Source organism: Streptomyces sp. NPDC050610 (assembly GCF_040654875.1).
Classification (GTDB): Bacteria; Actinomycetota; Actinomycetes; order Streptomycetales; family Streptomycetaceae; genus Streptomyces.
This window is the reverse complement of the sequence record NZ_JBFAIV010000007.1, coordinates 28,076-48,201: the sequence shown is the minus strand read 5'-3', so window position 1 is coordinate 48,201 and position 20,126 is coordinate 28,076. Positions and strand designations below refer to the sequence as shown.

General features: G+C 74.7%; 12 protein-coding genes. 8 read left to right on the top strand and 4 right to left on the bottom strand.

Annotation, left to right across the window (positions count from 1 at the left end):
- Complete coding sequence (proP, locus tag AB0I22_RS11040) at window positions 1-1,599, bottom strand: glycine betaine/L-proline transporter ProP (protein ID WP_363130417.1); 1,599 nt, start codon at window positions 1,597-1,599, stop codon at window positions 1-3.
- Between the two features lie 351 nt (window positions 1,600-1,950).
- Between proP and AB0I22_RS11035 the strand changes: the two genes are divergently transcribed.
- On the top strand, window positions 1,951-2,976 hold the full coding sequence (locus AB0I22_RS11035) for a cation diffusion facilitator family transporter (RefSeq protein WP_363130416.1): 1,026 nt from the start codon (window positions 1,951-1,953) through the stop codon (window positions 2,974-2,976).
- A gap of 24 nt (window positions 2,977-3,000) precedes the next feature.
- Here the strand turns inward: AB0I22_RS11035 and AB0I22_RS11030 are convergent, their stop codons facing one another.
- Entirely contained in the window at window positions 3,001-4,200 is a 1,200-nt protein-coding gene (locus tag AB0I22_RS11030; protein ID WP_363130415.1) for a metallophosphoesterase, read from the bottom strand.
- Between the two features lie 305 nt (window positions 4,201-4,505).
- Between AB0I22_RS11030 and AB0I22_RS11025 the strand changes: the two genes are divergently transcribed.
- The 7 genes from AB0I22_RS11025 (at window position 4,506) to AB0I22_RS10995 (ending at window position 18,591) form a co-directional block, all read left to right on the top strand.
- Window positions 4,506-5,183 (top strand): phosphatase PAP2 family protein, encoded by a 678-nt coding sequence (locus AB0I22_RS11025; protein ID WP_363130414.1) that lies wholly within the window; start codon window positions 4,506-4,508, stop codon window positions 5,181-5,183.
- A 397-nt stretch (window positions 5,184-5,580) separates the two neighbouring features.
- Window positions 5,581-6,888 (top strand): MFS transporter, encoded by a 1,308-nt coding sequence (locus tag AB0I22_RS11020; RefSeq protein ID WP_363130413.1) that lies wholly within the window; start codon window positions 5,581-5,583, stop codon window positions 6,886-6,888.
- A 93-nt stretch (window positions 6,889-6,981) separates the two neighbouring features.
- Complete coding sequence (locus tag AB0I22_RS11015) at window positions 6,982-8,340, top strand: non-ribosomal peptide synthetase (protein WP_363130412.1); 1,359 nt, start codon at window positions 6,982-6,984, stop codon at window positions 8,338-8,340.
- A gap of 173 nt (window positions 8,341-8,513) precedes the next feature.
- Window positions 8,514-11,660, top strand: coding sequence for an amino acid adenylation domain-containing protein (locus AB0I22_RS11010; protein WP_363130638.1), 3,147 nt, complete (start codon window positions 8,514-8,516; stop codon window positions 11,658-11,660).
- Window positions 11,657-13,588: a non-ribosomal peptide synthetase gene (locus AB0I22_RS11005; protein WP_363130411.1), complete on the top strand. Its 1,932-nt coding sequence runs from the start codon at window positions 11,657-11,659 to the stop codon at window positions 13,586-13,588. The genes AB0I22_RS11010 and AB0I22_RS11005 overlap by 4 nt, the downstream gene beginning before the upstream one ends.
- 55 nt (window positions 13,589-13,643) lie before the next feature.
- Window positions 13,644-15,632, top strand: a complete 1,989-nt coding sequence (locus AB0I22_RS11000) for a non-ribosomal peptide synthetase (RefSeq protein WP_363130410.1) — start codon at window positions 13,644-13,646, stop codon at window positions 15,630-15,632.
- The gene (locus AB0I22_RS10995) at window positions 15,616-18,591 is read left to right on the top strand and encodes a condensation domain-containing protein (protein WP_363130409.1); all 2,976 of its coding nucleotides are present in this window, start codon (window positions 15,616-15,618) and stop codon (window positions 18,589-18,591) included. Before AB0I22_RS11000 ends, AB0I22_RS10995 begins: the two co-directional genes overlap by 17 nt.
- 87 nt (window positions 18,592-18,678) lie before the next feature.
- Here AB0I22_RS10995 and AB0I22_RS10990 read toward each other — a convergent pair whose 3' ends face one another.
- Entirely contained in the window at window positions 18,679-19,707 is a 1,029-nt protein-coding gene (locus tag AB0I22_RS10990; RefSeq protein WP_363130408.1) for a hypothetical protein, read from the bottom strand.
- Window positions 19,704-20,078, bottom strand: a complete 375-nt coding sequence (locus AB0I22_RS10985) for a PadR family transcriptional regulator (RefSeq protein WP_363130637.1) — start codon at window positions 20,076-20,078, stop codon at window positions 19,704-19,706. Before AB0I22_RS10985 ends, AB0I22_RS10990 begins: the two co-directional genes overlap by 4 nt.
- Window positions 20,079-20,126 lie beyond the last annotated feature (48 nt).

The window sequence follows — 20,126 nt, the reverse complement described above, 5'->3', positions numbered from 1 at the left end:
CTACTTTCCCTCGCGTCGCGCCCACGGGTGGCGGAGCTTGATCCAGAGGTCCCGCGCCCGGCGGCCGGCCTCGGTGCGGCTGTCGGCGACCAGCGCCTGGGCCTGTTCGGGCGTCTCCACCATCGGCCCCGAGCCGCGCAGCGGCTTGCCCGCCGTCTCGTGCAGGAAGAAGGCGGCGATGAAGCCGATGACGCCCGCGACCATCAGGTAGTAGGCGGGCACCATCTTGTCCCCGGTGGCCTGCACCAGCCCCGACGCGAACAGCGGCGTCGTGCCGCCGAAGAGCGAGACGGAGATGTTGAAGGCGATGGACAGGGCCCCGTAGCGCAGCCGGGTGGGGAAGAGCGCGGGGAGCGTGGAGGCGGAGGTGCCGGCGAAGCAGACGAGGAGCAGCCCCAGGATCAGGCAGCCGAACGCGGGCAGGAGGATGCCGCCCTGCTTGATGAGGGCCACCGCGGGGATGGCGAGCACGATGAGCGCGATGCTGCCGGCCATGAAGACGGGCCGTCGGCCCCAGCGGTCGGAGGTGCGGCCCACGGTGGTGATGGTCAGCACCACCACGATCATGGTGCCGAGCACCAGCAGCTGGGCGGTGAGGTCGTCCTCGCCGAGCGTCTCGGTCATGAAGGTCGGCAGGTACGAGGTGACCATGTAGTTGGTGACGTTGTAGAGCAGCACCAGGCCCATGCAGATCAGCACGGCCTGCCAGTGCCGGGTGAAGATCTCCTTCAGCCGCCCCTGGCCGGACTGGCGGGCCTCCTCGACCGGGTCGCCGTCGCCGTTCTCGGCGTGCTCGGCGTCGGCCTCCGCCTGTTCCGTCTCCTTCTGGAAGGCCGGGGTCTCCTCCAGCCGCAGCCTCATATAGAGGCCGATCAGTCCGAGCGGCCCGGCCACCAGGAACGGCAGCCGCCAGCCCCAGTCGGTCATGCCGTCGGAGCCGAGCACCGCCGTGAGGATGGTGACCAGGCCGGAGCCGAGCGAGTAGCCGACGAACGTGCCGAAGTCGAGCCAGCTGCCGAGGAAGCCGCGGCGTTTGTCCGGCGCGTACTCGGCGATGTAGGTGGTGGCTCCGGCGTATTCGCCGCCGGTGGAGAAGCCCTGCACCAGGCGACAGACGAGCAGCAGGATCGGCGCGGCGAAGCCGATGGCGTCGTAGCTGGGCAGGAAGCCGACGGCGAAGGTGCTGATCGCCATCATGATCATGGTGGCGGCGAGCACGCTTTTACGGCCGATGCGGTCGCCGAGCGGCCCGAAGACCAGCCCGCCGAGCGGCCGGACCAGGAAGGCCGCGGCGAAGGTGGCGAAGGTGGAGACCACCTGGGTGCCCGGCTCGCTGGCCGGGAAGAACACCTTGCCCAGCGTGCCCGCCAGATAGGCGTAGACCCCGAAGTCGAACCACTCCATGGTGTTGCCGAGCGCCGCCGCCGACACGGCGCGGCGCACCTGCGGCTTGTCGGTGACCGTGACGTCCTCGGCGCTCAGCGAGTTCTTGCCGCGGCGCAGCACGATGCGGAGCAGGCGGTCCGTGGCGGCGCTGCCGCCGCTGTTCTGCCTCTTGTCCCGCCTGATGTTCGACGGGTTCTGTCGTCCAGTGTTCATATCATCCCGTACGGAGGCGGACAGGGGCTAGATCATCATCTTGCGCCCCTACCCAGTCGCCCACCGGGCAACCGGCGCCGCGTGTTCCGCACTGACTGCCCGTCCGTTCGCGGTGCGGGGGCCGCTGTTCGGCGCTCTGCGCGGGGCCCGTGCGGCGGTGCCGCCGGGTGCGCGGGCCCGCTCGCGGAGGCGTTGGCCATTCCGGTTACCGGCCTCCGCCGGCATCACATAACCGCAGGTCAGAGCGGTGTTATCGATGATGACAACGGTCACCGGTGCAGCCTTTGCCGATCTGCGCGCGGTGCGCTTCACTGCGGGGGTCGGCAGCGTTGATGGGGAGGCGCAGGAGCGATGAGCGAGCACATCGAGCACGGCCACGATCACAGCCACGGTCCGGGCGGGCACGCCGGGCACTCCCATGGGGTGTCGGCGGACGCCGACCGCCGATGGCTGTTCGCCGCGCTCGCCCTGATCACCGCGTATATGGCGGTCGAGGTCCTGATCGGCATCGCGGCGGGCTCCCTCGCGCTGATCTCCGACGCGGCCCATATGCTCACCGACGCCGCGTCGATCGTGCTCGCCCTGGTCGCCATGCGGCTCGCGGCCCGGCCGGCGCGCGGCGGCTTCACCTACGGGCTCAAGCGCGCCGAGATCCTCTCCGCGCAGCTCAACGGCGTCACCCTGCTGCTCCTCGCCGCGTGGCTGACGTACGAGGCGGTGCGCCGGCTGTTCGACCCGCCGAGCGTGAACGGCTCGCTCGTGCTCTTCACGGCGCTGGCCGGGATCGTGGTGAACATCGCGGCGGCCTATTGCATCTCGCGGGCCAACCGCTCCTCGCTCAACGTCGAGGGCGCGTACCAGCACATTCTCAACGACCTGTTCGGCTTCATCGCCACGGCCGTCGCCGGTCTCGTGGTGCTGACCACCGGGTTCGCCCGTATCGACGCCGTCGTCACGCTGGTCGTGGTCGCGCTGATGGTGCGGGCCGGGTACGGGCTGGTCCGCGAGTCCGGGCGGATCTTCCTGGAGGCCGCCCCGGTGGACCTCGCCCCCGACGCCATAGGCGACCGGCTCGCCGCCAACCCGTCGGTGACCGAGGTCCACGATCTGCACGTCTGGACGATCACCTCCGGCCAGCCGGCGCTCTCCGCGCACGTCCTGGTCACCCCGGAGGGCGACTGCCACGGGGTGCGGCGCGACCTGGAGCACGTCCTGCGGCACGACTACAAGATCGGCCACACGACCCTCCAGGTCGACCACGCCCCCGCGCGCGTGCTGACCGTGGCCCGGCCCGGGGAGGCGGCCGAGGACCGTGCGCACGCGCACTGCGAGGATGCGCACGGGCCGGTGCACCGGGCCGAGCCGCACGCGCACTGAGCTCTCGGAAGCCTGCCCGAGAGGTCAGGCGACCGGGGCGAGCAGCGGCGGGGAGCTGAAGGTGTGGGCCAGGCGGGCGCGGGCCGTGGCGGTGTCGACGGTGTAGGAGTTCACCGTCAGCCGCCCGGCCGCGATCTTCGCGACCATGAATCCGTGGCTGGAGAAGTCCTGCCACTGGGCGGGCGTACGGCCGTGGGCCCGGCCGTCCCCCGTCTTGCCCGCCGCGCCGCATACGAGCTGCCGGGTGCCCCGGCTGCGCTCGGTCGGCTCCAGGACCTGGAGGGTGTGGTCGTGGCCGGAGAGGATCAGGTCGGCCCGGCCGCACACCACCTGCTCGTAGAGCTCCTTGAGGTGGACGCCGCTGGTGTAGTCGCCGATCACGAAGCCGTCGTAGGCCCCGGCATTGCCGTGCACGCCGTTGTTCAGATACGGGTGGTGGCCGAGGACCACCTTCCAGGTGGCGCGGGAGCGGGACAGCGCGCCGTCCAGCCAGGCGCGCTGCTCGCGCATGTAGGGGCCGTCCCAGGTGAAGTACGGGTCGGTCTGCATGACCGTCGACGCGACGGGGTTGGTGTCGAGCGCGAAGAACTCCACCAGCGGCGGGCCGGAGCCGCCCGCCGGGAGCGGCACGGAGTAGTAGCGGCTGGGCATGTACCAGCGCCGCGACGATGCCGCGTAGGTCACCTCGCGGTCGCCGCGGGAGGGGTTGCCGCCGCTGCCCGGGATGATGCCGGAGCAGTCGTGGTTGCCGAGCACCATCAGCCAGGGGACGTCGATGCCCGTGTTGGGCCGCTCGAACTTGTCGGCGAACTCCGGGTCGTGGCCCGACTCCGGTCCGTTCTCGTAGATGTTGTCGCCGAGGCCGATGGCGAGGGCCACGCCTTCGGCCCGGCACACCTCGCGCGCCGCCGCGGCCACGGCGTACTGCGCGGCCTTCCCGGTGCCCGCGTCCCCGGTGATGAGCACCGAGAGCGAGCCGTCCGCGCCGACCCCGGCCGGGAGCGGGAACTTCTGCGGCGCGGCCGCCCGCGCGGGCGTTCTGGAGGCCAGGCCGCCGACCGCGACGGCCGCGGCCGCGGAGGCGAGGAGCGTACGCCGCCGCAGGGCGGGGGCCGCGCCGGACGCCCGGTCGGGCGCGGCCTCGGGTATGGGGGGCGTGCCGCGCTCGGCGGCCCACTGGGCCTCGGTCAGATCGGCCTTCGGGGGGATGTCGTCTGCACACATGGCCCTTGTTCTCCCACGCCCCGCGCGGCGGTTGGTGGAAGAAGGGTGAACATGTGCGGCCGGCTCTCCCTACCAGGGGCGACGGATCGGAGCCGGGGGCCCCGGCGGGCGGCGCGAGCGCCCGGATTTATCATCTACAGTCTTGTAGACGCACGTATTCTCGGTCGCTTCACGGCTACTGGTACGCCTTGTGGGAAACGCCTGGCGTTTCCCATGGTCCCACGGTACGACGGCGGCTCACGACCACCGCAGCGGGGACGGTGTACCGCACCCCTGCGCCTGAACGATCCGGAGGCCCGTATCCGATGACGCCCACCAGCACGACGTCCCTCGCCCTGGACGGGGCCGGCATCGACGGCGGTCTCTACACGAGCATCACGGACTTCGCCCGTGACACGCGGTGGCTGAACGGGCCCATGCTCACCTTCACCAGCATCGGCGTCGGGCTCTTCGCCGTCTTCATGCTGGTGGGCTGGTGGCTCGCCCGGAAGCAGGACGCGGCCGGCATGGCCACGGCGCTCGCCGCCCCCGTGGCCACGGTCATCGCCTACCTCGCCAATGCCACGATCAAGACGGTCTTCACCGAGCCGCGGCCCTGCCGGGCGCTGCCGCACGACTTCCTCATCGAGAAGTGCCCGGAGCTCAACGACTACGCGTTCCCGAGCAACCACACGACGGTCGTGGCCGCCGTGACCGTCGCGCTGTTCCTCGTGAACAAGCGGCTGGGCGCGCTGTCCGCCGTGGTCGCCGTGGTGATGGGCTTCTCCCGCGTCTACGTGGGCGCCCACTACCCGCATGACGTGCTGGTCGGCGCGGTGGTCGGGGCCGTCGTCGGGGCGATCTGCACGCTGCTCGCGCGCCGCTTCGCGGCGCCGCTGATCGAGCGGCTGCGCAACGGGGCCCTGCGTCCGCTGCTCATCGCGCCGACGCCGGGACGGCGCCGGGCGGGCGGGGGGAACCGGTCGCGGCAGCGCGTCGAGTAGCCGCCCTTCGAAGGTGGCCGCCGCTGCCGCTGTGAGCCCTTAGGGCTCACAGCGGCAGCGGCTTTTTCGTGCGGTACGCAGGACCGCCGCGGCGTGCGGCGGCCGTCGCCGCGCGCGGATGCACGGGGCGGCCGGTGGGTTGCGTACGGCCCCAGGCGGGCGTTCGGTTTTCGGACAGTCGTTCCCAGTCCGATTATCGTGCGCTCAAGTTCGGTCACCGGACGCGGGACCCGGCAGTGAGCGCGTGGTTCCACTTGGTCGCAGGCCGGAATTCATCCTGCCATTGGCGGTTATCAGCTAAAAATTTTCACTACAGCCACCGTCGAACCGATGAACCTGTCCTGAAACGCCCTGATCGCTTTGACTCTGAAGGGGCGCATCGTCAAATGTCTGGCAAATGAGCACCCCTCACCAGTCCGCGGCGGGCGGACTGCTTCGGCACCGGGACTTCCGGCATCTGCTGTCCGGCGCGGCGGCGAGCCAGGTCGGCGCGCAAGTGACCCTTGTCGCCCTGCCCTTGGTCGCCGTACTCGAACTCGACGCGCCCGCCTTCCAGGTAGCCCTGCTGACCGCGGCGGAGACCGCCGCGTTCCTCCTCGTGGGCCTGCCCGCCGGCGCCTGGGTGGACCGGATGCGCAAACTCCCCGTGCTGATCCGGGCCGACGTCGTCCGGGCCGTGGCGATGGCCAGCATCCCGGCCGCCGCCGTGGCGGGCTTCCTTACCATGGCTCAGCTCTACGCCGTCGCCCTGATCACCGGCGTCGCCACGGTCTTCTTCGACGTCTCCCACCAGAGCTATCTGCCGCAGCTCCTGCCCAAGGACCGGCTCGTCGCGGGCAACGGCGCGCTGGAGACCGTACGCTCCTCCGCCCAGGTGGCGGGGCCCGGCCTCGGCGGCGGCCTGGTCCAGCTCCTCGGCGCGCACCTGGCGATCGTCGCCGACGCGCTCGGCTACGCCGTCTCCGCGCTGTTCCTGCTCGCCATCCGCCACAAGGAGCCCGCGCCGCGCGCCGAGGGCGCGGACACCTCGCTGCGCGCCGAGATCGGCGAGGGGCTCGGCTTCGTACTGCGCCAGCCGCTGCTGCGGGTCATCGTCGTCACCACCGGGCTCGGCAACTTCTTCTCCGCCCTGCTGCTGTCCGTGCAGACGGTGTTCCTGGTGCGGGTCCTCGACCTGCCGCCCGCCGCCATAGGGCTGATGCTGTCCTCCTCGGCCGTCGGCGGCCTCGCCGGCGCGCTCTGCGCGGGACGGCTCGCGCGAGGGCTCGGCCAGGCCCGCATCATCTGGCTCTCCGCCCTGGTCAGCGGGCCGTTCGCGCTCCTGTGGCCGCTGGCCGGGCACGGTGCCGCGGCCGGTCTGTTCGCGGCGGGCTCCGCGGTGGTCTTCTTCGGGGCCGTCGTCTACAACGTCGCCCAGGTCAGCTTCCGGCAACTGCTCTGCCCGCCCCGGCTGCTGGGCCGGATGAACGCCACCATGCGCTTCCTGGTCTGGGGCACCATGCCGCTCGGCGCGCTCGCGGGCGGCGCCGTCGCGGGCGCGTACGGGCCGCGGGCCGCGGTGTGGGTGTGCGCGATCGGCTTCCTCGCCGTCCCGCTGCCCCTGCTCTTCTCCCGGCTGCGGACGATGCGCGACCTGCCCGTCGCCGAGCCGGACGAGCCCGGTACGGACCCCGACGCCGTCGCCGAGACCGCCTCGGTGAGCTGAGCCCGGGCGCTCGCCTCAGCCCCTCCCCGACCACTCCGGTGAACGGCCGCCGTACGGCGGCACGAGTACGAGCACGACAAGAGAGAGGACACCGTGCACCACAGCATCACGGGCCAGTACCTGGCCCGGTACCGGCGGACAGCCGACGGCGCGGACACCCCCCGCGGCCTGCTCCCCTTAACCGGCGCGCAGCGGCGGTTCCTCCTGGTCCGCTCGCTCGACCCGCAGGGGCGGCCCGACGTCGTCCCGCTCTTCTTCGCCTTTCCGCGCGGCACCGTGGACCTGGCGCGGCTACGGGCCGCCGCCGGGTACCTGGCCGCGCTCCACCCCGCGCTGCGCGCCCGGCCCGAGGTCGTACGCGGCACGCCCGTACAGCGGCTCGCGGACGCCGACGTACCGGCGGTGCGCGTCGAGGCCGCGCCCGGCGAGAACGCGACCGACGCGCTGCGCCGCGCGCTGAGCGGCTGGCGGGCGGAGGGGTCGCCGCTGCGGCTCTTCCTCGCTCACGACGCCGACGTCCCCGCGGACACCGGAGCCGCTCATGAAACGGGCGCGCCCACCGAGATCCTGGCGATCGCCCTGGACCACACCGCGTGCGACGGACAGTCGCTCTCCCGCGTCGTCGAGGAGCTGACCGCCGCCTACGCCGCCGCACTCGGCCTCGGCGACGTACCGCCCGCGGCCGCGGACCAAGAGGCCGACGCCTACCGCGAGGCCGTGTTCCTCCAGCTCGAAACCGAGTCCCGAGCGGGCGCCCCGGCGGCCCTCGGTTACTGGGGAGAGCGGCTGCGGGCCGTACGCGAGGCCGCCCCCTCGCCCCGATCCCTGCCGCCGGGCGCCCTGCCCTCCGGCGCCGCCGAGCTGCGGCTGACCGCGGGCGCCGCCCCGCTGCCCTTCCCCGGCCTGCTGGCCGCGTGCGCGGCCGCCGCACAGGCGCTGTACGGCGAGGGAACGCACCCGCTCGGCTACCCGTGGGGCGGCCGGCCCGCCGCCGCGCGGCCCGTGCTCGGCTGCTTCCTCAACACCGTCGTCTTCCCCGCGACGGCCGCTGCCGCCGGGCCGGACGCCCATGCCGCGCCGGCCACCGCCTGGTGGGACGACCTCGACCGCGCGGACACCCCCTTCGACGAGGTGGTGCGCGCCGCCCGGGCGGCCGGCGCGCCCTGGTCGGGGCGGCTCGACGGACTGCTGACCGTCGAGGACGCGCAGCGCACCCCGACGCTGCGCCTCGGCGGCGTCGCAGGCCGCGAGGTGTACGTCGACGGCCGCCCCGTACGCGCGCCGTTCGCGGTCTCCGTCTCACAGGGCCGTGAACACTCGCAGAGCCGTGAACTCCTGGTACGGATGGCCTGGGACCGCTCCGTGCTCGACGACAACGTCGCCGCGGACGCCTTCGGCGCGCTGACGGGCGCGCTGCGCGCCCAGATCCTCCGCCCCGCCCCCATGGCCTGACGCCCCCTTATCTCCCCCTCTCCCGCATCGAGTTGACGCCCCGACAGGCCGTCGCCTCGACGCCTCCCCCTGCCGCGGGGCACTCCCCGCCGCGCCGCGCGACCCGTGGCGCGGCGCGGTGTGCCCGCTGCGCACCGGGACCCGACAACCCCGACAACCCTTGGGAATTGCCGATGTTCACCCTCTCCTCCTCGCAGGAGATCGTCTGGCTGCACGAGCAGGTGCTGCCAGGAAGCCGCGCGTACAACTTCACCGCCTCGCTCGACCTGTGGGGCGCGCTCGACGAGGACGCGCTGCGCGCCGGCCTCGCCGCGGCCCTCGACCGCCACCCCGGCCTGCGGCTGGAGCTCGTCGCCGGCCCCGGCGGCGTGCCCGGCCAGCGGGTCGCCGACGGATGCGCCCCCCGCTACCGCACCGTCGACCTCTCGGGGGAGCCGGACCCGGAGGCCGCGTTCCTGGAGCTGGTGCGCGCCGAGGCCGAGCGCCCGCTGGACACCTATCAGGCGCCGCTGCTGCGGTGGACGCTGGCGCGGCTGGCCGACGACCACCACCGGCTGATCCACGTCGAGCACCACTTGGTGCACGACGGGCACTCGTTCGCGATCATCCTGAGCGACGTCTTCGGCGTCTACCGGGCCCGAGTGCTGGGCGAGAGCCAGGAATTGCGGCCCGTCCGGTCGTACGAGGAGCACGCCCGTGCCGCGGCCGGCGGCGAGGAGCGCGCCCGCTCCCTCGCGTACTGGCGGAACGAGCTGGCCGGCGCCTCCTTCGACCTGCCGCTGCCGGGGCTCACCCGGCCCGGCGCGCAGCGCCGCCACCGGGGCGGGCAGTTGCGCCAGTCCATCGGCGCGGATCTCGCGGAGCGGCTGCGCGAGCACGCCCGCACCCAGGGGTACACGCCGTTCGCGGTACTGCTCGGGCTCTTCGCGGAGCTGCTGCGACGGCACAGCGGGCGGTCGGAGATGGTCGTCGGAACCGCCGTGGGCAACCGGCCGCGGGGCTTCGAGGAGACCGTCGGGATGTTCGTGAACACCATCCCGCTGCGGCTGCGGCTGGACGCGGAGGCCGGCGCCGAGGAGGCGATGGACGAGGTCACGGACACGCTCATCCGGTCCCTGCCGCATCAGGACGTGCCGGTGCAGGAGCTGACCCACGCGCTGGGCATGCACACCTCGGGTGCGGACAACCCGCTGTTCAACGTGATGTTCAGCGCCCATGACGCGGCGCTGCCGGAGACGGAGACGCCGGGTCTGGAGGTGTCCCTGTTCGAGGGGTTCAACACCGGCACCACGCGCTTCGACCTCGACCTGGTGCTGCTGCCCGACGACCGGCGCGGGGTGGGGCCGCGGCACGGGGCGGCCGGGATGACGCTGGTGTGGGACTACGACGCCGACCTCTTCGGCGAGGACGTGGCGCGGCTGCTCGCGGAGCGCTTCCTGGGCCTGGTGCGGTCGTATCTCGACACGCCGGACGCGAAGCTCGCCTCCCTGGGGTCCGCTGTCGAGGAGGCACCAGCGGGCGCGTGCGCGGCGCTCGGCGAGGACGCCCTGGCGCTGGACCCCGCCGCGCGCAACGACCCGTCGCTGCCCGCCCTGCTCATCGGCGCGCGGCAGGTGACGTACGGCGATCTCGACGAGCGGGTGGGCCGGCTCGCCGACCGGCTGCGCGGCGCGGGCGTGGCCGCCGGACAGCCGGTCGCGGCGGTGCTGCCGCGCGGCACGGACTCCGTCGTCGCCCTGCTCGCGTGTCTGCGGACCGGTGCGGTGTACTGCCCGCTGTCGCCCAACGACCCCGCTTCGCGGCTGGAGTTGCTGCTCGGCCGGCTCGGTCCGGCGTTGGTGCTGACCACCGCCGACGGCGCGGCGACGCTGCCCGCCGAGGGACTGCCCGTCGCGCTCGTGGACGGTGCGGACTTCCCGCGCGCGGCGGCGGCGCGGGTGGTGGAGGGCGCGGCGTACATCATCCACACCTCCGGTTCCACCGGCGTCCCCAAGCCGGTCGCGGTGGGCCGGGAGGCGCTGGTCCGGCACATGACGGGCACGGCCGAGCGGTTCGGGATCACCCCGGGCGACCGTGCGCTGCTCTTCGCCCAGCCCTCCTTCGATGTGTCGCTGGAAGAGGTGCTGCCGTCGCTGCACGCCGGGGCGTGCCTGGTGGCGCCGGAGCGGGAGGTGCCGACCGGGGCCGAGCTGATCGAGCTGCTGGCCGCCGCCCGGGTGAGCGTCGCGAACCTGCCGACCAGTTACTTCCTGGCCACGCGCGAGGAGTTGTGCGCGGCACTCGGCGAGGGCCGCTGGGCTCCGCGGCTGATCGCGCTCGGCGGTGAGCGCATCCCCGCCGACGCGATGCGCGGGCTGCTCGCGGTCACCGGCGCGGCCGTGCTCAACGTGTACGGGGTCACCGAGGCCGCCATCAGCACCACCGTCCACGAGATCACCGCCGAGGATCTGGCGGACGGCGCGGAGATCCCCCTCGGCGCCGAACTGCCGGGCGAGCGCGTGCACGTGCTGGACGGCGGGCTGCGTCCGCTGCCGGACGGAGCGGTCGGCGAACTGGCCATCAGCGGCGTCGGCCTGGCCCAGGGGTATGTCGGCAACGAGGAGGCGACGGCGGCCCGCTTCGTCACGCTGGAGTCGCTCGGCGGGGTACGGGCCTACCTCACCGGCGACCTCGGCTTCCGCGACCTGGCGGGGCGGCTGCGGTTCCTGGGCCGCCGTGACAACCAGGTCAAGCTGCGCGGCTACCGCATCGAGCTGGAGGAGATCGAGGCCGCGGCCTCGGCCGTGCTCGGCGGCCGGTCCTGCGCCGTCGTCCTGGACCGCGCGGCCGCGGGCGGGCCGCGCCTGGTCGGCTTCCTGGAGTCGGCGGACGAGCCGGACCAGCGGGCGCTGCACACCGCGCTCGGCGAGCGGCTGCCCGCCGCGCTGGTGCCGGGCCGCTGGGTGCGGCTCGACGCCATGCCGACGCTGTCCGGCGGCAAGCCGGACCGGGTCGGGCTGGCGCGGATCGCCGCCGCCCTGCCGCAGGCCCGGCCGGTCGAGGACCCGGAGCCGGCGCCCGCGGCCTTCGAGGACCCGGGCGTCGCGCTGCTCGCCGAGGGCTGGCGCGAGGTGCTCGGCCACGAACGCTTCACGGGCTCATCGCACTTCTTCCAGATCGGCGGGCACTCGCTGCTCGCCGCCCGGCTCGCCGCGTGGCTGGAGCCGCACCTCGGCGACCGGCCGCCCCTGCGGCTGCTGTTCCAGAACCCGGTGCTGGCCGACCAGGCCCGCGCCCTGACCGCCGTCGGCACGACGGCCGCGCCTTCGGAGTCGAAATGACCGAGACCACCGACACCACTGAGACGGCCGAGGCAGCACCCGGCCCCCGGGACGGTGTGCCCGCGCCCAGCGTGCTGCGCGGCGGCCCGCTGCCCGAGGCCCCCGCGGCCGGTGAGACCGTGCTGTCCTGGTACGAGACCTGGGTACGCGACACCCCGGACGCGCCGGCCGTCCTGGACGGCGAACACCGCTGGACCTACGCCGAGTTGGACGCCGCGGCCGACGCGGTCGCCGACGCGCTGCGCGGGCGGGTGGGCCCCGGCGACATCGTCGCGGTCTGCCTGGACCGGTCCGCCGCGCTGGTGGCGGTCGCCGTCGCGCTGGCCCGGCTCGGGGCCGTGTACCTGCCGCTGGGGCCGCGACCGGGCGAGCGGCGGCTCGCCGCCGTGGCCGAGGGGCTGCGCGTGGTGTCGGTGATCGGCGCTCCCGAACTGCTGCCGCCGGGCCACCGCGCGGCGGAGCACCTGCCGCTGCCCGTCCCCACGGAGGGCGTGAACGCGGTCGCCGGGGCCGTCGCCGCCTTCCGCCCCCCGGCCGCCGACGCCCGTACGGCTCCGGACGGCACGTTCTACGCGGTGCTCACCTCCGGATCCACGGGAACGCCCAAGGCCGTCGCCGTCGCGCAGCGGTCGCTCGGCGCGCTGCTGCGCTGGCACCGCGCCCGCACCGGCCTGACCGCCGGGGACCGGCACAGCCTGCACGTCGGCATCGCCTTCGACCCGCACTTGCTGGAGCTGTGGTCCGCCCTGACCTGCGGCGCGGCTCTCTCCGTGGCTCCGGACGAGGTGCGCTGGGACCCGGGGGCGCTCGCCGACTGGTGGCGGGAGGCGGGGATCACGGTGGCGGTGTCGTCCACGCCGATGATCGAGCCGCTGCTGGACCGCCCCTGGCCCGCGGGGCTGAAGGTGCGTCATATCTATGTGGGCGGCGACCGGTTGCGCCGCCGTCCGGGAGCCGATGTCACGGCGACGGTCCACAACGCGTACGGCCCGGCCGAGGCCACGGTGATCTGCACCGCGCACGCCATGCGCGGCGCGCCGCTCGACGGTTCGGCGGACGAGCCGCCGGCCATCGGGCGTCCGGTGGCGGGCGCGGTCGTCTGCGTCGCCGACGAGCGGGGCGCGATCGTGCCCCGCGGCGAGGCGGGCGAGCTGCTCGTGGGCGGCGAGTGCCTGGCACTGGGCTACCTGGACGAGGAGCTGACCGCGCGGCGCTTCGTCGCCGCGCCGGACGCCCTGCGGGGCGTGGAGCGGGTCTACCGCACCGGCGACCGGGTGCGGATGCGCGCCGACGGGGAGCTGGAGTTCCTCGGCCGCCTCGACGACCAGGTCAAGGTGAGCGGCGTGCGCGTCGAGCCCGCCGAGGTCGAGGCCGCGTTCGAGCACGACGCGCGGGTGCGCCGGGCCGTGGTGGCCGTGCGCCGCTCGGCGTCGGGCGACGCCCGGCTCGCGGCGTTCGTGCTGCCCGCGCCCGGCGCGTCGCCCCTCGCCCGCGACCTGCTGGGCGGGGTACGGGCGTGGCTCCCCGAACAGGCGGCGCCGGCGGAGGTGCACCTGGTGGACGCGTTCCCGCTCGACGCCAATGGCAAGGTGGACCGGGCCGCGCTGCTCGCCGCCGACGAGCCGCCGGCGGCGGAGGAGGGGCCCGGTACGGACACGGGGGCGATGGACGCCGACGAGCTGTCCGGCAGTGCGAGCGAGGTGCTGGTGCTGCGGCTCTGCCGGGATCTGCTGGCCGCCCCGGCCCTCACTCTCGACGACAACTTCACCGAATCCGGGGGCCAGTCGCTGACCGCCGCCCGGCTGCTGGCCGCGATCCAGGACGCCGTCGGCGTACGGCTGCGCGCCCCGGCGGTGCTGCGTCAGCCCGATCTGCGCGCGGTGGCCGCCCTGGTGGACAAGCGCCTCGCGGCCGAAGCGGTGAGCTGACATGACGTCAACCCCCTTGCTCTCGAAGGATCCCGATCCCGGAAAGGAAGACCCCGTGTTCGCCGACACCCCCGTCGACGCCCGCTCCGACGCGTCGACCGCGTCCGAACAGCCGGGCGGCCTGCCCGCCCTGATGGCCCGCCAGGCGGAGCGCCGTCCGTCGGCGCTCGCCGTCATGGACGGTGACACCACGGTGACGTACGGGCAGCTCGTCGCCGGAGCGGCGCGGCTGGCCGCGTCCTTGCACGACCGCGGGGTGCGCCCCGGTGACGCGGTCGCGCTGCTCACGGCGCGCTCCGCGCGTACCGTCGTCGCCCAGCTCGCCGTCTGGTGGGCGGGCGCGACCTGCGTGCCGCTGGACCCGGCCCACCCCCGGCCGCGTACCGCCGCGATGCTGGCGGACGCCGAGGCCGTGCTGACGGTCGGCGACAAGAAGCTGCTGGAGCGCGCAGGCGTCCCCGCCGACCGGGCGCTGGTCCTGACCGACGACGGCGCGGAGCGCGGCGAGGGCGCGGTACGGGCGCCGCTGGCCCGCGCCCCGTACGACCCGGACGCCACGGCCTGCGTGATGTTCACGTCGGGCTCGACCGGCCGGCCCAAGGGCGTGGCCCTCACCCACCGCGGCATCGCGGACCTGGTGACCGACCCCTCGTATGTCACGGTCACCCCTCGCGACCGGGTGCTGTTCCACTCCCCCGGTACGTTCGACGCCTCCACCTTCGAGGTGTGGATCGCGCTCGCGTGCGGGGCGGCGGTGGCGGTCTGCGCCGCCGAGCGTCCCTCACTGGAGGAGCTGGCGCAGGACGTGGAGCGGCACGGCGCGACCGTGGCCTTCTTCACCACCGCGCTCTTCCACCAGCTGGCCGCGCGGCGCTCACGCCTCTTCGGCGTGCTGCGCACGGTGGTCGTCGGCGGCGAGGCGCTGGCCGCCCAGCCCGCCCGCGAGGTCCTGCGGGCCTTCCCGTGGCTGGAGTTGGTCAACGGCTACGGCCCAACGGAGACGACCACCTTCGCCACCGCGCACACCGTGACCGACGCGGACTGCGACGCGCCGCCGCCCATCGGCCGGCCGGTCGCGGGCGCGACCGCCCTCGTCCTGGACGGCGCCGGGGAGCCCGTGCCGGACGGGGAGCGCGGTGAGCTGTGGGTCGGCGGCCCCCGGCTGGCGCGGGGCTACCTCGACAAGCCCGAGCTGACGGCGGAGCGCTTCGTCGACCACCCGCGGCACGGGCGCCTCTACCGCACCGGTGACCTCGTCTCGCGCCGCCCCGACGGCGTCCTCGACTTCCACGGGCGCGCGGACGACCAGGTCAAGGTCCGCGGGTTCCGCATCGAGCCGGGCGAGATCGAGCACGCGCTGCGGGAGCAGCCGGAGGTCGACGAGGCGGCGGTCGCCGTGCGCCGCCCGACGCCGGACGACGCGCGGCTGGCCGCGTTCGTCGTCCCCGCCCCGGGGCCGGTTCCGAAGGGCGAGACGCTGCGCGCCCGGCTCGCGGAGCGGCTGCCCGCCCATCTGGTGCCGGACGAGTGGACGGTCGTGGAGCGGCTGCCCCTCACCGCCGCCGGCAAGGTGGACCGCCGTGCCCTCGTGGAACTCCCGGGTGCGGAGGCCCGATCGGCAGCCGAATCCGGGCCTCTGCCCGCCGCCCTGACGCCGATTCAGCAGGCCGTGGCCGACACCTGGGCCCAGTCCCTCGGGCGCGAGGTCAGCGGCGCCGACGTCGACTTCTTCGCGCTCGGCGGGCACTCCCTCCTCGCGCTCGCCGTGGTCGACGACCTGCGCGAGGACCTCGGGGTGGAACTGTCCCTCACCGAGTTCTTCGCCGCCCCCACCGTGGCCGGGCACGCCGCGCTCATCGAACGGGCGCTGCTCGACGCGCATGCCGGGCCCGCTCCCGAGACCGACGTGGCGGGGTCCGCTCCCGACACCGACGCAGCCGCAGCCGCCCCCGAGGCCGACGTGGCCGGGGCCGATCCTGACACCGACGTGGCCGGGTCCGGCCACCGCACCCCCGAGGAGGACACCGATGGCAACCGGCACTGACCGCGAGCGCACCTCCGCGACGCGCCAGGAGGAGCTGCTGCGCCTCGCCCGCTCCCGTTCCCGCTCGCGCGGGGCGGCGGACCATACGGACCCCGCCCCCGAGGCCGCCGCGGCGGACGCCGGGCCCGCGCCGCTCTCGTACGCCCAGCGCCGCATGTGGCTGATGGACCGCCTCGGCCAGGGCGGCGCGCTGTACAGCGTGCCGTTCGCCACCCGGGTACGCGGCCCGCTGGACGTCGGCGCCCTCGGCACGGCGCTCTCCGCGCTCGTCGCCCGCCACGAGGCGCTGCGCACCCGGTACCGGCAGCGGGACGGCGAGCCCTGGCAGGACGTCGCCGCCCCGGCCCCGGTGCCCGTACCGGTGGTCGACGTCGAGGACGACGGCCGGGAGCTGCTGCTGTCGGAGGCGCGCCGCCCGTTCGATCTCGCGGCGGGACCCGTCCTGCGCGCGCTCATCCTGCGGCACGGCCAGCGGGACCACACGGTGATGGTGACGCTCCATCACATCGCCGTGGACGGCGACTCGCTGGAGACGATCGCCACAGAACTCGCCGCGCTCTACGCGGCGGCCCTCGACAGCAGCGCCCCCGCCCTGGCGGCGGCCCCCGGGTACACCGCCTTCGCACGCCGGGAGCAGTCCGGCGGCGACAGGCTGGCCGAGGGGCTGGAGCACTGGACCGCGCGGCTCGCCGGGGCCCGGCCCGTACCGCTGCCGAGGCCGGCCGCCGGGTCGGCTGCCGCCGGTTCGCAGCCCCCGCCCTCCGACGACCGCGCCCGGCGCGAGCGGCTCGGCCGTACGCACGTGGCTCCGCTCTCGCCCTCCGTGCTGGAGGGGCTGCGGGAGATCGGACAGCGGAACCGGGCCACGCTGTTCACCGTGGCGCTCACCGCCGCGTTCGCCGTCCTGCACCGTGCCACGGGCGAGAACGACCTGGTCATCGGCTGTGCGAGCACGCACCGCGAGGGGTCGGCCATGCGCGGGCTCGTCGGGCTGTGCGTCAACACGCTGCCCATCCGGGTGGACGCCTCGGGCGACCCCGGCTTCGACACGCTGCTCGGGCGGGTGCGGGACACGCTGCTGGAGGCGCAGGACCGGCGGGACGTTCCCTTCGATCTGATCGTGGAGCGGCTCGGCGCGGCGGCCCGGGGCCGGGACGGGGCGCCGCTGGTGGGCGTCACGGCCGACGTGGTGCGCGAGGCGACCGCGCTGCGGCTGCCCGGCACCGAGGCCGAGGCGGTCGAGGTGGACCCGGGGACCGCGAAGTTCGACCTCTCGTTCCTCATCGAGGACACCGACGCGCCCAAGTGCCTGCTCCAGCACGGCGTCACGGCTCTCGACGAGGAATCGGGCGCTCGACTGCTGCGCTCCTTCGCCCAGTTGCTGGAGGCAGTGGCGGCCGAACCCGACATCGCCTTGTCGCTGCTGCCCGGCGAGATCCTGACGAGCAATCAGCCTGATGCCCCGACAGGAGAGCGGCGGCATCCGGCCGAGAGCTGTCTGGCAGGCCACCCGGATGTGGCCGAGGCCGCGGTCCTGGACCTCGGGGACCAGCCGCCCTTGGCGTACGCGGTGCTGCGCGCCATCGGCGGCGCGTCCCCCGTGCAACTGCGCTCGTACGTACGCAGCCGCCTCGACGCGCCGTCGGTGCCGGCGGCGGTCATGCTGCTCGACGCGCTGCCGCGCACCGCCGACGGCGCGGTGGACCGCTCCCGGCTGCCGGGCGCTCCGGCCGAGCCTCCGCGGGCCGTTCCGGACGCCGCCCAAGGGCCGCGCGCCCGCGCGGTGCTCGACGCGTTCGCCGAGCTGCTCGGCGGGCGGCCCCACGAGGACGACGACTTCTTCGTGCTCGGCGGCCATTCCCTGATGGCGGTTCAGCTCGCGGAGCGGCTGCGCGGCCGGCTGAAGCTGCCGATGACCGGGCTCGACGTCATGGAGCAGCGGACGCCGCGGGCGCTCGCCGCGCTGCTTGACGGCCGGGAGGCCGAGCGCCGCGCCGCCGCCCCCGCGACCGCGCCCGCCCGGCGGGGCGGCCGGGCCCGTGAGGGCACGGTCCTGGTGACCGGCGGCACCGGGGGCGTCGGCGCGTTCGTCCTGCGCGAACTGGCCGCGCGCGGCCGCCCGGTTCGCGCCCTGGCCCGACCCGAGTCGGCGCATCAGGTGACCGGCGACGGGGTGGAGGTCGTCGAGGGCGATCTGTCCGATCTGGACAGCCTGCGGGCCGCGGCGGAGGGCGTGTCCGGCGTCATCCACGCCGCGTGCACGTTCACCCGGCCCGAGGTGGACGTCGCGGCCATGCGGACCCTGGTGGACTCCTGGCGGTCGGGGACGTTCGTCTTCGTCAGCAGCGTGGACGCCTACGGGCAGCCCGGGGCCGCCGAGGTGGCCGAGGGCGGTCCCAGCGAGGGCCCGCTGAGCGCGTACGGGCAGGCGAAGCTCGACTGCGAGCGGATGCTGCTGCGGGCGGCGGGCACCGAGGGGCGCGGCGGGGCGAGCGCGGTCCGCTCCCCCATCGTCTGGGGCGCGCACCCCCGCCTCCGCGACCAGCTGCGATGGGGCGCTACGGGCGCGCTGTACCAGGCGGCCCTGGCCGGAGAGCCGCTGGTGCTCCCCGACCCGAAGCAGACGCGGAAGCAGAAGCCGAAGCAGCCGGGCGTGCCGTCCTGGTACGGAGCGCCGTGGGTGCACGCCGCGGCCCTGGCCCGCGCCCTTGCGGTGTGCGTCGACGAGCCGGTGCTCGGCGTCGCCAACGCGGTGGGCGGCCACGTGGGGTGGCCGGAGCTGGCCGCCGAGCTGGCCCGGCTGCTCGGGAGCGGCAGTGAGATCCGCTACGCGTCGCAGGCCGACAAGGACTTGGACCACCGCTGGCGCTACCGCGCCGACCGGCTGGCGGCGCCGCTGCGGGGACAGCCGGGCGAGGACTGGCGGACGGTGCTCGCATCGATGGTGAGCCCTCGCTGAAATAACCGCAGGTAAAAGGTAGTTGATGGGGCGTCACCAGTGCGCAAAGCCGGTGACGCCCCATCACGTCACTCCGCCCGTATCGCTTCAGTCGGTCCGCGTCCGCGCGGCCAGGCCGCGGGTGCCGGCCACGGCCAAGGCCGCCACCAGGAGCACGAGCACGGCCGCCTGAGCGCCGATGCCGAGCATGAGCGTGCCGGGGGCGTTCGAGTCGGCCCACAGCGCGAGCATGCACGCCCGTACGGCCAGGACGGCGAGGCCCAGTCCGGCGAGTGCGAGCGGCAGCGCGGGGTCCGCCGCGGGGCCCGTACCGCGCTTCGGTGTTCGGAGCGCGGCGATCAGCCAGGCGACGGCCGCCGCGGTGAACGCCCAGCCGTCGCCCCACACCACGTCCGCGCCGTCCCTCCAGGCCACACTGGCCGCGCCCATCAGGACGCAGGTGCCCAGCAGGACCAGGCCGGGGGTGCCCAGCGGGAGCCGGGCCGGCGGCGCGTCGGAGTGGAAGCCGCAGCACAGGGCGAGGACCGTCAGCCAGGCGAAGGCCGCGGCGGTGACGGACAGCGCGGACACCGGCCCCAGCGCCCTGCCTGTGGCCCAGTCCACGACGAACATCAGCGAGGGCAGGGCCGCGACGGCCGCGCACGCCGACGCCGCCGCCCGGCGGTCCCGGACGAGCGCCGCATACGCCGCCGCCCACAGGAGCGGGAGCAGCCAGAGCGCGGCGGCGCGTACGTTCTCGAACGCGCCGTGGTGGGTGAAGGGGTCGAGGTAGATGTCCCGGTCGGCGGAGGCGGCGGCGTGGAACCAGGCGAGGGACATGGCCCGCTCGGTCAGTTCGGAGGCGGCGTGCAGGACCACGCTCAGCAGGGCGAAGAGCCGCACCGCCGAGCCGGCCGCCGCGTAGCGCGCCGGGGCTCCGGCGCCGCCCATCCGGCTGCGGACCGCGAGGGCGGCGACGCTCGCCACCTCGCCCCAGGCCGGCCGCATCTCGTCCTGGTCGTTCTCGTCGATGCCGTGCAGGTAGGTCTCGACCATCTCCTCCTCGCGCTCGGCGCGGTAGTAGGCGGGGAGCAGTCGCAGAACGGTGCGGTAGCGCTGTTCGAGCAGGGTCGTCATGCACTGCCTCCCGCGATGTCGGGGCGGACGGGTCGTACGGCGGCGGGCGGTGCGGCGGCCGGGCGGCGGCGGTCCGCTATCCGCCGGGCGGCCGTACGCGCACCGGCGGCCATCCGCTCGGCCTCGGCGGACAGCGCGGCCTCGCCGTCGTCGGTGAGCCGGTAGTACCGGCGCAGCCGCCCCTGCTGCACCTCCTCGCGGTCCAGCTCGATGAGCCCGTCCGCCGCCAGCCGGTCCAGCACTCCGTACAGCGTCCCGACGCGGAGCTGGACGTCGCCGCCGGACAGCTCCTCGACCTCTCGCACGATGCCGTAGCCGTGCCGGGGCTCGTCGACGAGCGCGGTGAGGATGAAGAACGCCGCTTGCGTCATGCCTCTCGAAGCCATGCTCCCCACTATATCCTGGCTTCCGATATATAT